Source organism: Kineococcus anabasis, from assembly GCF_054590795.1.
Map to the genome: position 1 here is coordinate 217,604 of NZ_BAAIHU010000008.1, position 13,337 is coordinate 230,940.

The 13,337-nt window shown below is 76.5% G+C and carries 11 protein-coding genes; 6 read left to right on the plus strand and 5 right to left on the minus strand.

Annotated features, from left to right (window positions below; genetic code table 11):
• Positions 1–62 precede the first annotated feature (62 nt).
• Positions 63–824 (plus strand): LGFP repeat-containing protein, encoded by a 762-nt coding sequence (locus ACYQBY_RS14560; protein WP_459644584.1) that lies wholly within the window; start codon positions 63–65, stop codon positions 822–824.
• A gap of 135 nt (positions 825–959) precedes the next feature.
• Here ACYQBY_RS14560 and ACYQBY_RS14565 read toward each other — a convergent pair whose 3' ends face one another.
• Positions 960–1,592 (minus strand): NADPH-dependent F420 reductase, encoded by a 633-nt coding sequence (locus ACYQBY_RS14565; RefSeq protein WP_459644585.1) that lies wholly within the window; start codon positions 1,590–1,592, stop codon positions 960–962.
• A gap of 117 nt (positions 1,593–1,709) precedes the next feature.
• Here ACYQBY_RS14565 and ACYQBY_RS14570 point away from each other — a divergent pair, with 117 nt between their 5' ends.
• Positions 1,710–2,174, plus strand: coding sequence for a MarR family winged helix-turn-helix transcriptional regulator (locus ACYQBY_RS14570; RefSeq protein WP_459644586.1), 465 nt, complete (start codon positions 1,710–1,712; stop codon positions 2,172–2,174).
• Positions 2,175–2,297: 123 nt separating this feature from the next.
• Here ACYQBY_RS14570 and ilvD read toward each other — a convergent pair whose 3' ends face one another.
• Positions 2,298–4,151 (minus strand): dihydroxy-acid dehydratase, encoded by a 1,854-nt coding sequence (gene ilvD / locus ACYQBY_RS14575; RefSeq protein WP_459644587.1) that lies wholly within the window; start codon positions 4,149–4,151, stop codon positions 2,298–2,300.
• Positions 4,152–4,227: 76 nt separating this feature from the next.
• Between ilvD and ACYQBY_RS14580 the strand changes: the two genes are divergently transcribed.
• Positions 4,228–5,079: a helix-turn-helix transcriptional regulator gene (locus ACYQBY_RS14580; RefSeq protein ID WP_459644588.1), complete on the plus strand. Its 852-nt coding sequence runs from the start codon at positions 4,228–4,230 to the stop codon at positions 5,077–5,079.
• Positions 5,080–5,248: 169 nt separating this feature from the next.
• On the plus strand, positions 5,249–5,914 hold the full coding sequence (locus tag ACYQBY_RS14585) for a hypothetical protein (protein ID WP_459644589.1): 666 nt from the start codon (positions 5,249–5,251) through the stop codon (positions 5,912–5,914).
• A gap of 22 nt (positions 5,915–5,936) precedes the next feature.
• Here ACYQBY_RS14585 and ACYQBY_RS14590 read toward each other — a convergent pair whose 3' ends face one another.
• The 3 genes from ACYQBY_RS14590 to ACYQBY_RS14600 form a co-directional block, all read right to left on the minus strand.
• A complete protein-coding gene (locus tag ACYQBY_RS14590; protein ID WP_459644590.1) occupies positions 5,937–6,851 on the minus strand; it encodes an SGNH/GDSL hydrolase family protein in 915 nt (304 codons plus the stop codon).
• A 126-nt stretch (positions 6,852–6,977) separates the two neighbouring features.
• The gene (locus tag ACYQBY_RS14595; RefSeq protein ID WP_459644607.1) at positions 6,978–10,511 is read right to left on the minus strand and encodes a TM0106 family RecB-like putative nuclease; all 3,534 of its coding nucleotides are present in this window, start codon (positions 10,509–10,511) and stop codon (positions 6,978–6,980) included.
• A gap of 154 nt (positions 10,512–10,665) precedes the next feature.
• On the minus strand, positions 10,666–11,199 hold the full coding sequence (locus ACYQBY_RS14600) for an ATP-binding protein (protein ID WP_459644591.1): 534 nt from the start codon (positions 11,197–11,199) through the stop codon (positions 10,666–10,668).
• A gap of 156 nt (positions 11,200–11,355) precedes the next feature.
• On the opposite strand from ACYQBY_RS14600, the gene ACYQBY_RS14605 reads away from it, so the two are divergent.
• Entirely contained in the window at positions 11,356–11,781 is a 426-nt protein-coding gene (locus tag ACYQBY_RS14605) for a hypothetical protein (RefSeq protein ID WP_459644592.1), read from the plus strand.
• Between the two features lie 64 nt (positions 11,782–11,845).
• The coding region (locus ACYQBY_RS14610) for a PAS domain-containing protein (RefSeq protein WP_459644593.1) at positions 11,846–13,337 on the plus strand (1,492 nt) is incomplete at its 3' end.

Genomic DNA, 13,337 nt, shown 5'->3' on the forward strand with positions numbered 1-13,337 from the left:
AGAACCGTCCGCCGCCGCGTCCACCCGGTGCACCCGGCACCAGCCGTCCCGTGGAGGACCCCGTGAAGCGCACCGCCCCGACCGCCGCCGCAGTCCTGGCGGCCGTCCTGCTCAGCACCCTCACCGCCACCCCGAGCGCCGTCGCGGCCGACCCGCCGGCCGTCGGCGGGGCGATCGCCCGCACCTACGACCTGCTCGGCGGCCCGGCGAGCTTCCTCGGCGACCCCGTGAGCGGGGAGAACCCCACCCCGCGGCGGCGCGGCGTCTACCAGCTCTTCGAGGGCGGCTCGATCTACTGGTCCCCCGGCACCGGCGCGTGGGAGGTGCACGGCGCGATCCGCGACCACTGGGGCCGGCTCGGCTGGGAGAACGGCCCGCTCGGGTTCCCCGTCGTCAACGAGACGGGGGCGTGGGGCGGGCGCGGGTCCTACAGCGCCTTCGAGACCGGCACCATCTACTGGTCCCCGGAGACGGGTGCCCACGAGGTCCGCGGCGCGATCCGCGGCGCGTACGGCTGGTCGGGCTGGCACACGGGTGTGCTCGGCTTCCCCGTCAGCGACGAGATCGCCACCCCGGACGGCCGCGGCGCCTACTCGCTCTTCGAGGGCGGCTCGATCTACTGGACCCCGGAGACGGGTGCCCACCTCGTGTACGGGGCGATCCGGGACGCGTGGGGCTGGCAGGGCTGGGAGAACGGCGTGCTCGGGTACCCCACCAGCAGCGAGTTCACGATCCCGGGCGGGCGCCGCGTGAACTTCGAGGGCGGGTACGTCGAGTGGTCCGCGGCCACCGGCGCGCGGGTGAACCGCCCGATCCGACCCTGACGCACCCCGCCCCGTCCGGCGGTCCGCACCTCGCCCGGGCGGTTCCGCTGCCGTCGGTCCGGGACGCGCCGCTCCCGCTGCCGGGTGCGGCGGCGCGTCGCCGGTCGATCGCAGCGGAACCGCCCGCGGCCGGCCTCAACCCCGCGCCAGCGCGAACCCGATCCCCGCGCCGAGGCCCTGCCCGTAGCCGAGCTGGATCAGCAGCTCCACCGCGGGCTCGAGGTAGCGCGCGTTCGTCAGGGGCCCGGCGTCGAGCGCGTCGAAACCCAGTGCGGCGCCCAGCTCCACCACGACCCGCTTCGCCTCGGCGTCGTCCCCCACCACCGGCAGGAACTGGCGGATCCCGCCGAGGACCGGCGTGTGCAGGGTCGCGGCCATGACCGTGTTGAACGCCTTGACGACCCGCGAGCGCGGCAGCCGGGCGGCGACCTGCTCACCGGCGGAGGTGGTGTGCCCGAGCGTCAGCGACATGAAGTCGGGCGCGAGGGGGTTGGTGGCGTCGACGACGACCGCACCGGCGAGGGCGTCGGCGACGTCGGTGGTGAGCGTGGCGTCGAGGGCGGCGAAGGGGACGGCGAGGAAGACGACCTCCGCGCCGGTGGCGGCCTCCGCGGCGGTCCCGGTCGCGGCGCCCGCGGCCGCTGCGGCCTCCAGCAGCCGGGGGGAGTCGGGGCGGCTGGCGGCGAGGGTGACGTGGTGGCCCTCGGCCACGAGCCGGGCGGCGAGGGCGGAGCCGACGTTGCCCGCTCCGAGAACGGCGATCTTCACGGTGTCTCCCGGTGGGTGCGTGGTGCGGGCGCTGCTGCGCCCGGATGCTTCGAATTGGAAGCACTGGGGGAACCGTAGAGCTGTTTCCAATTCGAAGCAAGGGGGTACCCTCGTGCCGTGGAACCCCGGTGGCTGGACGAGACCGAGATGCGGGCGTGGGTCGCGTTCCTCGACGCGAGCAACCTCCTGCAGCGCCGCATCGACCGGCAGCTGCGCGAGGACGGCGGGCTCACCCAGCCGCAGTACGAGCTGCTGACCCGGCTGGAGGCGGCCCCCGGCCGGCGGCTGCGGATGACGGAGCTGGCCGATCTCCTCGTCGCCTCCCGCAGCGGGCTGACCTACCAGGTCACCCAGCTGGAGAAGGCGGGACTGGTGCGCCGGGAGGCGTGCGCGGACGACGAGCGCGGCGTCCTCGCCGCGCTGACCGGGGACGGGCTCGACGTGCTGCAGCGCACCGCGCCCGGGCACGTGCGCGTCGTCCGCGAGGGCCTCGTCGACCTCCTGGACCGGGAGCAGCTCCGCGCCCTCGCCGACACCCTCGGCGCGGTGCGCGACCACCTGCGCGCCGCCTCCGCGGAGTGAGCCGCACCCCCGGGTGGGGACGTTCCGCCCCGCGACACCGGCGTGTCGCGCGCGGAACGTCCCCACCGGGCCGGGGCGGTCGCGCAGGACGTCCCCGGCCGGTCCGCCCAGCCGGGGCGGGTGTCAGCCCTCGAACTGCGAGACGTCCCGCACGGCGCCGCGGTCCGCGGACAGCGCCAGGGCCGCGTACGCCTTGAGCGCGGTGGACACCTTCCGCGGCCGGGCCTTCGCGGGCCGGTACCCGCGCCCGGCCTCCAGCGCCGCGCGGCGCTGCGCGAGGACCTCGTCGGGGACGTCGAGGCGCAGCACCCGGTGCGGGATGTCGATCACGACGGTGTCGCCGTCCTCGACGAGGGCGATGACCCCGCCGGAGGCGGCCTCGGGGGAGACGTGCCCGATGGACAGCCCCGACGTGCCGCCGGAGAACCGCCCGTCCGTGACGAGCGCGCACACCTTCCCCAGGCCGCGGCCCTTGAGGTAGGAGGTGGGGTAGAGCATCTCCTGCATGCCCGGCCCGCCCCTCGGGCCCTCGTAGCGGATCACCACGACGTCGCCGGCGACGACGCGGCCGGACAGGATCGCCTCGACGGCGTCCTCCTGGGACTCCACGACGACGGCCGGGCCGGTGAACTCCCAGATCGACTCGTCGACGCCGGCGGTCTTCACGACCGCACCGTCGGGGGAGAGGTTGCCGCGCAGCACCGCCAGGCCGCCGTCGGCGGAGTGGGCGTGCGCGACGTCGCGGATGCAGCCGCCCGCCGCGTCGGTGTCGAGGGAGTCCCACCGCTCGGACTGGGAGAACGCCCGCGCGGAGCGGACGCAGCCGGGCGCGGCGTGGAACAGCTCCACGGCCTCCGCCGAGGGCGAGCCGCCCCGCACGTCCCAGTTCTTCAGCCACTCCGCCACCGAGGCGGAGTGCACGGTGGTGACGTCGTGGTCGAGGAGGCCGGCGCGGTCGAGCTCCCCGAGGATCGCGGGGATGCCGCCGGCGCGGTGGACGTCCTCCATGAGGTAGGTGCCGTTGGGGGCGACCTTCGTCAGGCACGGCACCTGCCGCGAGCGGGCCTCGATGTCGGCGAGGGTGTAGTCCAGCCCCGCCTCCTGCGCGGCGGCGAGCAGGTGCAGGATCGTGTTGGTGGAGCCGCCCATCGCGATGTCCAGGGACATGGCGTTGTCGAACGCGGCGCGGGAGGCGACGTTGCGGGGCAGGACGCTCGCGTCGTCCTGGTCGTACCAGCGGTGCGCGATCTCCACGACGGTGCGCCCGGCGTCCTCGTAGAGCCGCTTGCGCGCGGTGTGCGTGGCGAGCACGGAGCCGTTGCCGGGCAGCGCCAGGCCGAGGGCCTCGGTGAGGCAGTTCATGGAGTTCGCGGTGAACATCCCCGAGCAGGACCCGCACGTGGGGCAGGCGGCCTCCTCGATGCGGGAGATGTCGGCGTCGGAGACCTCGGTGTCCACGGCGTCCGCGATGGCGGAGACCAGGTTGAGGCGGCTGCGGACGGTGCCGTCGACGAGGACCGCGGTGCCGCCCTCCATGGGCCCGCCGGAGACGAACACCGTGGGGATGTCCAGGCGCAGCGCGGCCATGAGCATCCCGGGGGTGATCTTGTCGCAGTTGCTGATGCAGACCAGGGCGTCGGCGCGGTGGGCCTCGACCATGTACTCCACGGAGTCGGCGATCAGGTCGCGGCTGGGCAGGGAGTAGAGCATCCCGTCGTGGCCCATGGCGATGCCGTCGTCCACGGCGATGGTGTTGAACTCCCGCGGGATCCCGCCGGCGGCCTGGACCGCGTCGGAGACGATGCGGCCCACCGGCTGCAGGTGGGTGTGGCCGGGGACGAACTCGGTGAAGCTGTTGGCGACGGCGATGATCGGCTTGCCGAAGTCCTCGCGCGCGACGCCGGCGGCGCGCAGCAGGGCGCGGGCGCCGGCCATGTTCCGGCCGTGCGTGACGGTCCGCGATCTCAGGGGGGGCACGGGCCCAGTGTGCGGTTCCGCGCGCGGCGGTGGGAGACGGCGCTGGTGCTGGTACCGGCACCACTACCCTGCACGGGTGGGTGGTGAGGCGCAGCGCCAGGAGCTGGGCGCGCTGCTCCGCGCCCGCCGCGAGGCGCTGGAGCGCTCCGCCCTCGGCCTGCCACCCGTGCCGCGCAGCCGCACCGGCGGGTTGCGCCGCGAGGAGGTCTCCGCGCTCTCGGGGGTGTCCGTCACCTGGTACACGTGGCTGGAGCAGGGCCGCGACATCCGGCCCTCCCGGCAGGTCCTGGACGCCGTCGCCCGCACCCTGCGGCTCTCACCCGCCGAGCACGCCTACGTGCTCTCCCTCGCGGGCCACGCGGCGCCCCTGCCCGCCCCCGGCGCCCCCGTCCGCACCGCCCCCGGCTCCGTGCAGCGCCTGCTCGACGCGCTGCCCGGCTCCCCGGCGTTCGCCGTGGCCCGCGACTGGGGCATCGCGGCGTGGAACGCGGCGTACGCGGTGCTCTACCCGAACGTCGCCACGACCCCCGCGCAGGACCGCAACCTCCTGTGGCTGGTGTTCACCGACCCGGCGGTGCGCGAGCTGCTGCCGGACTGGGCGGAGGACAGCCGCCGCTTCCTCGCCGAGTTCCGCGCCGAGGCCGGCCCGCACCTGGGCGAGCCGGCCGTCGCCGCGCTCGTGGAGCGCCTGCGGGAGACCAGCCCCGAGTTCCGGGCGGGCTGGACCGGTCGCGGTGTGGCGGGGTTCAGCTCCCGCGAGCGGCTGTTCCACCACCCGCGCGTGGGCGACCTGCGCCTGGAGCAGCACCGGCTCAGCCCGTCGGACCACCCCGACCTGCACGTCGTCGTCTACACGCCGGTCGGCGACGGCCGCACGCCCGGGGCGCTGGCGGAGCTGCTCGCGCAGGACCCGGCCGCGGGGGCGTGAGCGGCCGGGACACCCCGCACCGCCGCCCGGTCCGCGGCGTGTCGTCCGGGTGGTGCAGCGGGGACGCCGCCGGGTGGGTCTCCCGTCGGCCCCGCCCGGCGACGGAAGGGGCACGCCCGGCCACCGCGCTCGTTGCGACGCTGGAGCGCCGCGACCCGGGAGGAGACCTGTGGACCCGTCCGCCGACCCCGCCGTGACCACAGTGCTGGACGCCGTCGAGCGCACCGTGGAGGCGGCCGTCTTCGACTTCGACTACGGCTTCGCCATGATCAGCCGGCCGACCTGCCGGGCCGGCACGTCCGGCTGGTTCGACCTGCGCGTCCCCCTCGTGGAGACCCGGGCGTGGTTCGACGCCGGCGAGGCGCCGGGGTGGTTCGGGGCGGAGGCACCGGTCCCGGTCCACCGGGCGCGCGGCATCCAGCACGGCCGCAGGTACTGGGCCGCCCTGGAGGACGGGGCGGCCCCCCGCTGGGACCTGCAGCCGGTCAGGGGGGTGGCCGCGGCGGAGCCCGCGGTGCTGCTGTGGCTGCGCGGGGTGACCTCCGCCACCGCGCGGCCCGGCGCGCCGGGGCACTTCGACGTGGAGGCCGACGTGGAGGTCGCGGCCCGGCGCAGCGCACCCGACGTCGCCGCCAGCCTCCGGGAGGACAACCAGACCCCGCCGGTCACCGTGCTGCGCGGCGCGGTGGTGCTCGACGGCGGCGTCGTCCGCGGGATCGACCTGACGACGGTGCGCGAGTGGGAGGGGCGGGCGATGGAGCAGCGCACGACCCTGAGCCTGCGCCCGGCCCGGCGCCGGCAGGTGGAGCTGCCCGACGGGACGGTGGTCGGCTGAGACCCCGCCCGGCCCGCCCTGGTCAGGCCCTCCCGGGCGCGGTGCGCGAGGCCCTCGCCAGGGCGCAGGCGATGGCGCGCTGACCGGCGCGGTTCGGGTGGAAGCTGGCGACCGGGTCCTGCGGGGTCAGCGTGTTGATCCAGGAGCGGGCCGGGTTCTCCTCGCAGGAGGAGTGCCCGGTGAACGGCCCCGCCAGGTCGACGTAGACGGCCCCGGCCCGCTCCGCGGTCGCGGCGATGGCGGTGTTCGCCGCCAGCGCGAGGCGGTTCAGCTCCTCCCGGGCGAAGCCGAACACCGTGTCGCACACCGGCGAGGCGGCGTCCGCCGCCGGGAACAGCAGCGGGTACCCGGCGACGAGGACCTCCGCGCGGGGCGCCCGCTCCCGGACCGTGCGGTAGAGCCCCTCCAGCGGCGAGACGCCCCCCGCGGCCGGTGTCGTCAGCCGGGCCAGGCCCTGCCCGGCGAGCTCCAGCGCCACCCGGCACCGGGCCTCGTCCGGCTGGGCGACGCTCTGGCAGGCGGTGGCGACCGTGCCGAACGCCGCGTCGTTGCCGCCGACGCTGAGGGTCACCGTGCGGGTGCGCGGCCCGAGGACGGACAGCTGGGACGCCTCGCCCCTGCTGCCCGTCACGACGTCGGCGGTGGTGGCGCCGCTGCAGGAGGCGTTGACGTACCGGCCCGGCTTCCCGCGCGCGGCGAGGAACCCGAACCACGCGTGGCCGCTGAGGACGGAGCGGTGGCAGCCGTCGGCCCCGCTGTCCCCCAGGGCGTCGACCGTCCAGGGCGCGCCGACCGGCGAGGGAGCCCCCTCCCCGGAGGCGTAGGAGTCGCCGAGCGTCACGACCTGCGCGCCGCCGGCGGGCGGGCCCGGTGGGGCCGCCGCGGCTCCCGTGGCGCCGGAGGTGGAGCCCGCGACGAGCGCGACCAGCGCGGCCACGACCGCGGGGGCACCGCGGCGGCGGTGAGGTGGACAGGACGGTGCACGGAGCATCGGGCCCTCCCGGGGTCGGACCGAGTGTGACAGCACCGGTGCTGTCCGTGCCTGGTCAGCCCGTCGGGCTCCTCACTCCCACGCCCGCCCCTGCTGCAGCAGCCCGAGCATCCCCGACACCAGCCGCAGGGCCTCCACGCTGCGCACGTCGGCGGCCACCAGCCGCGGCGAGCACACCAGCACCGCGACGGCCTGCGCGCGGGAGAGCGCCACGTTGAGGCGGTTGCGGGAGAGCAGGAACTCCAGCCCGCGCGGCAGGTCCGAGGAGGAGGACGACGTCATCGTGGCGACCACCACGGGCGCCTCCTGCCCCTGGAAGCGGTCGACCGTGCCCACCCGCGCCGCGCCCAGCCCCCTCTCCGCGAGGTGCTGCTGCACGAGCCGCACCTGCACGTTGTAGGGCGCGACGACGAGCACGTCGGCGGCGGTGAGCGGTCTGGCGCGGGAGCCGTCGTGCCAGGTGCGCCCGACCAGGTCCTCGATGACCTGCGCGACGGCGGCGGCCTCCTCCGGTGAGGACGTGATGCGCCCGGAGTGCTCCACGGACGCGACGTGCAGGCCCGGTTCCACGCCCTCCACGCGCCGGCCCGCGGCGGAGTCGTGGGAGTGCAGCAGCCCCGCGTAGGACAGCCGCGACACGGGCGCGCACACCTGCGGGTGCATCCGCCGGGAGGTGTCGAGGAAGTACCCCAGCTCCGCCGGCACGGTGTCGGCCCCGCCGATGAGGTGCCCGAGCGCGGACGCGTCCGCCCCGTGCGGGTGGGTCCCCTGCACGACCTGCGGGAGCTGCTGCGGGTCGCCGAGGAGGACGAGGTTGTGCGCGGCGGTGGACACGGCCAGGGCGTCGGCGAGCGCGAACTGCCCGGCCTCGTCGACGATCAGCACGTCCACCGGGTCGGAGCGCACCTCCTCCGCGGCGAAGTTCCACGCGGTGCCGCCGACGAGGTGCCCGCCGGGGTTGTCGGCGCGGAACCTCGCCAGCCCCCTGTTGTCCTTCGGCTGCTCCCACGGCACGTCCTCCAGGGGCTTCCTCCCCTGGTACCGCTTGGCGACGGGGATCTCCACGCCGGCGCGCTCGCCGGCCTCCACGGCGGCGGCGAGGACGTTCTCCACGGCGCGGTGGCTGGTGGAGGTGACGCCCACGGTGCGGCCGCGCTGGACGAGGTGGCGGACCAGCTCCCCGGCGAGGTACGTCTTGCCGGCCCCCGGTGGCCCCTGCACGGCGAGGGTGGAGGAGTCCAGGGCGTCCACCGCGGCGATGACCGCCCGCACGAGGTCCCCGTCGTGGTCCTCCGCGCGGGGCAGGGCCCGCCCGCCCGCCAGCCGCGGCGGGGTGCGGCGCAGCAGGTCCACGCCGCACACGCGGGGCAGCTCCGGCAGGGCCTCGGCGACGCGGCGCGCGAGGTCCTCCACGGCGGCGTCCTTGGGCGCGGGTTTCACCGGGTCCCCGGGCAGCACCGCCACGGGGGTTCCCGCCGCGCCGGTGAAGGCGTCGGGTTTCACGGACTCCAGCAGCTCCAGGTGCGTGCCGGAGGCGGAGACGACGGTGGCCCCGCGCGTGGAGGTGGTGGCCCCGTCGAGGTACAGCAGCCGCACGTTCTGGTCGGGCGCGAACGGGTGCGGGCGCTCCGCGGAGCAGCGGGCGTGCAGGGTCCGCTTGTGGTTGCGCACCCGCCCGGCGGGTTCCACCCAGGGCTCGGCCCGCCACGAGACGGGCACCGCGCAGGCGGAGTCCGTCTCCAGGTCGGAGAGGGGCTGCTCGACGCGGCGGAAGAAGTCCCACCACTCCGGGTCCATCTCGCGGCGGTGGTACCCGGCGGCGGCGGCGAGCACCGCGCGGGCGCGCTGGTCGGCGTCCCACGCGCTCTCGTCGTCGGGCAGGCCGTCGAGGAGGGGGCCGGTGATCGCGGCGAGCGCGGCGGCCCGCTCGGCCCGGGCGAGGCGCCGCTCCTCCATCGCCGCCCACGTCTCCGCATCCACCTCCGGCGGCGGTGCGCTCTCGATGCCGTGCTGCTCGCGCAGCTCGTGCAGCCAGCGGAACAGCCGGTGGGTGGAGACGCAGTCGTCCTCGTTGTAGGAGGCGATGGCGTCGAGGGCGGCCTTGGCGGCGGTGTCATCCCCGCGGCGGCGGGCGGCGAGGTGGTCCTCGTACATCTCGATGGAGCCGGCGGCCGTCTTGACGTCCCCCCCGCGCGCGGCCGGCATGTAGAGGGGTTCGAGGTACTTGATGGAGTAGGAGCGCTGCGAGACCCGCAGACCCTTGCGCACGACGGCGTACAGGTCCACGAACGCCCCGGCGCGCAGCAGGTCCGCGACCTCCTCCTCGCGGGTGCCGTGCCGGGCGGCGAGCTTCTTCAGGGCGGTCGTCTCGTAGGGCGCGTAGTGGTAGACGTGCGCGCCGGGGTGCGCCGCGAGCCGTGCGGTGACGAAGTCCACGAACTGCTCGAAGGCGCGCTTCTCCTCCCCGCGGTCGTGCGCCCAGAACGCCGTGAACCGCTCCAGGGGCACGTCGAGGGCGAGCTCCCCGTCGACGGGCCAGGGGCCCTCCAGCACGACGGCCCCGAAGAGGTACTCCAGCCCGCTCTCGTGCAGGGCGTACGGGTCGCCCTCCATGTCGAAGAACACGTCGCCCGCGTCCGGCGGCGGCAGCGTGGCCAGCGCGGACGGCGCCACGACCTCCGCGGTGACGTCGCCGGTGGGCCGCTCGGGGGTGCGGGTGGCGTCCTGCCGCACCTGCAGGGCCGCCTGCAGCCGCAGCGACGTCCACGTGGACCGCGACATCTCCGCCGGCCTCCCGTCCGGCTCGGCGGCGGCGAGGTCGTCGATGGTGCGCAGGCCCGCCGCGACGAGGACGCGCCGCTGGTCCGAGCGCAGCCCCGCCACGAGCGACAGGTCGCGGGCGCCCTCCCGGCCCCGGGCGCAGGCGGTGCTCCACGCGCAGGTGGAGCAGGCGGGGCGCTCCTCGGCCCACGGCAGCTCCGGCACGCGCGCCCCGGTGGCGAGGCGCCCGGCCAGGCGGCGGCGCAGGTCGTCCACCACGGCGGTGAAGTCGGCCACGCGCAGGGTCTCGCGGGTGCCGTCGCCGAGGAGGAGGTGCATGTGCGGCCCGGCGGTGCCGGTGCCGGCGGCCAGGGCCTGGGCGTAGGCGGTGAGCTGCACGACGGCGGCGGGCCGCGCGTGGCGGGCGAGCTTGGTGTCCCACGGCTCGTAGCCCGCCGGGTGCCCGCCGAGGCGCTCACCGGTGGCGGGGTCGTGGGCGGTGCTGACGAGGAAGTCGGCGCGCCCGGCGAGGTCGCCGTCGACGAGGACGCCCTGGTGCACGACGGGCACACCGCGCGCGAGCGCCGCGCGGGTCACCTCGGCGGCCGCGGCGATGGCGCGACGGGTGGGCGCGGGCTGCTCGACGACCAGGACGCCGTCGGGGCCGAACACGCGCCGGAAGTCCTCCAGGACGGCGCGCTCGTGCTCGAGACCGTGCTGGACGACGAGCCGGTCGGGGGTGTCGGTGGGCTCGGGCGCGCCGGGCAGGCCGGCGGCGAGGGCGTGCCGCAGGGCGCTGCGGTGCTCGCACTCGAGGAGGTCGACGAGGTCGGTCGGGGAGATGATCGGCCCGTCGCCGGTCGTGAGCACGCGTGGCCTCCTGGGGTCGGTCGGCTCGTCCAGTGTGCGGTGGCCGCACACCCTGGCGGTGCCGTCCGACACGCCCGGCGCGTCGCGTCCTCCTCCTCCCGCCCCGCGGCGGGTGCCCGGCGGGGGGTCCTCAGGCGGTGGGCACCGCGTCGGCGCCGCCGCCGGGGGAGGGCTCGGGTGCCCGCCCGGCGGGGCGCGCGGCCGGCACGGGCGCCCCGCCGGGCCCGGGGGAGGTGGGGATGCGGACCCAGACGCGCTTGCCGGGGCCCCGGTCCTCGATGCCCCACGTGATGGCGAGGGACCGGACGATCCCCAGGCCGCGGCCGGACTCGGCGCTGTCCGTGAACTCGTGCACGACGAGGGGGATGGAGGAGCCGTCGGAGACGGCCACGAGGAGCTCCTCACCGTGCTCCAGGTGCAGGCGGGGGGGCTGGGAGCCGTCGGCGTAGCGCACCGCGTTGGTGACGAGCTCGGTGACGACCAGCTCCACGACGTCGTGGGTGGTGGGGTCGGTGCAGCCCCAGGCCAGCAGCACGGTGCGGGCCGCGCGGCGCGCGGCGGCCGGTGCCCGCAGGGTGGCGGGCAGGTCGATGCCGCAGGTGAGCCGGTGCGCGTGCGTCCCCCCGCCGTCGGCCGTGCCCTGCTCGGGCGGGGAGGTGTCCATTCCCCCACTATCGGCAATCCCCCTTGCGGAAACGAGCGTTTCGGCAAGATGGGTTGCCGAGCGGGTGACCGCTGGCAACTCCTGTTGCGGAAGAGCACGCGGCGTTGGCTACGGTGGTCCCACAGCGACGACCAGCACGGAGGAGGCGCGACGGCCATGGTCGTTCCGGCAGCGGGGGCGGTGGACGGCTCCCCGGAGCCCTCCCCGGCGGGTGGGCGGGCGCGGCCCGAGCCCGCCATGGAGGCGCTGGACGAGCTGTGCGTCGCGGTGCGCCGGTCGATCGACGACCTCGAGCAGGTCCTCACGCGCGCCGAGACCGTCCGCACCCAGCGCGCCCAGGGCATGAGCTACGCCCAGATGGTGCCCGCCGAGGCCCGTCCCCTCACCGTCGAGCTCATCAGCGACACCCTCGCCCGCCTCGCCGCCACCGGCAGCCGCTGGCGCCGGGAGGAGGCCCGCGCCCTGCACGCCGAAGGGCTGTCGATGGACCGGATCGCCCAGCTCTTCGGCGTGACCCGCCAGCGCGTCTCCGCCCTGCTCAACAGCTCCCCGGGCACCCGCACGAGGCGCCGCAGCGGGTGATCCCGCCGCCCGTGGGGCAGGGTGGACACCACCGGCGGGCAGCCGGGGGACGGGGGTGCAGGTGGTGGACGACGCCGACCGGCTGCGCTGGCGCATGGCCCTGGCGGCCGGCGGGGCGGGCACCTTCGACGCCGACCTCGCCACCGGCGAGCTGCACTGGGACGAGCGCCTGTTCCGGATCCTCGGCCTCGACCCCGCCACCTGCCGGCCCACGACGGCGACGTTCGCCGGGTGCCTGCACCCGGAGGACCGCGACCGCGTCCTGCAGGGGCTCGAGGAGGCGCTGCGCACGGGCGCGGAGCACGAGGCCGAGTACCGCGTCGTGCGCCCCGACGGGGAGGTCCGCTGGGTGCTGTCCCGGGGCCAGGTCCTGCACGGGGCGGCGGGCGGGCCGGGGCGCTTCCTCGGCCTCACCCTCGACGTCACCGCCGCCCGCGCCGACGGCACCCGCCTCACCCAGGTGCTGGAGTCGATGTCGGCGGCGTTCTTCTCCTTCGACCGCCGGTGGCGCTTCGTCTACGTCAACGCCGCCGCCGAGACGCTCATCGGCCGGCCCCGCGAGGAGCTCCTCGGCGGCGTCCTGTGGGAGCTGTTCCCGCACACCGTCGGCTCGGAGTTCGAGCGCAACTACCGCCGGGCCGCCGAGACCGGCGAGCCGGTCACGTTCGAGGCCTACTACCCCGAGCCGCTGAGCACCTGGTACCAGATCCGCGCCTGGCCCAGCGCCGACGGCGTGTTCGTCTACTGCGTCGACGTCGGCGAGCGGATCGCCGTCCGCGAGGAGGCCCGCCTGGCGCGCGAAGCCGCGGAGACGGCGCGCTCGCAGGTCGACGCGGAACGGCGCCGCGCCGAGGCCGCCCAGCGCGCCGCCGACGTCACGGAGCAGCGGCTGCGGCTCGTCGCGGAGGCCAGCGCCGACCTGTCGGCCACCCTGGACACCGAGGAGGCCGTGGCACGCCTGGCGCACCTGGTGGTGCCCGAGCTCGGCGAGTGGTGCCTGATCAGCCTGGTCGACGACCCCGCCGGGCGGACGCTGCGGGACATCGGCTGGTGGCACGCCGACGCTGCGCTGCGCCCGCTCGTGGGGCGCTACGCCCCGCTGCGGCTGCCGTCCCTCGCGGCGCACGCCCCCGCCAGGCGCGCCCTCGCCTCCGGCCGGCCGGTGGTGCTGCGCGAGGGCGCCACCCGCGCGGTCGGGGACGCCCTCGGCGACGAGGAGGCCCGCACCCTGCTGGGGCACCTCGCGCCCGTCTCGGCGGTGTTCCTGCCACTGCAGGCCGGTGGGCGCACCCTCGGCCTGCTCAGCCTGTTCAGCCGCGACGGGGAGCGGCACACCGGTCCCGCCGTGCTGGAGACCGCCGCGGAGGTCGCCGCGCGGGCGGCCCTGGCGTTGGACAACGCCCGGATGTACACCCAGCAGCAGCGCCTGGCCGAGGGCCTGCAGCGCTCGCTGCTGACCGAGCCCCCCGAGCCGGACCACCTGCAGATCACCGTGCGCTACCAGCCCGCCGCCACCGCCGCGCAGGTCGGGGGGGACTGGTACGACGCCTTCCTCC

Excerpts from the sequence above, each read along its gene's own strand:
- ACYQBY_RS14605 (WP_459644592.1), top strand. The coding sequence starts at position 11,356 with ATGGTCGTTCCGGCAGCGGGGGCGGTGGACGGCTCCCCGGAGCCCTCC.
- ACYQBY_RS14600 (WP_459644591.1), bottom strand. The coding sequence starts at position 11,199 with ATGGACACCTCCCCGCCCGAGCAGGGCACGGCCGACGGCGGGGGGACG.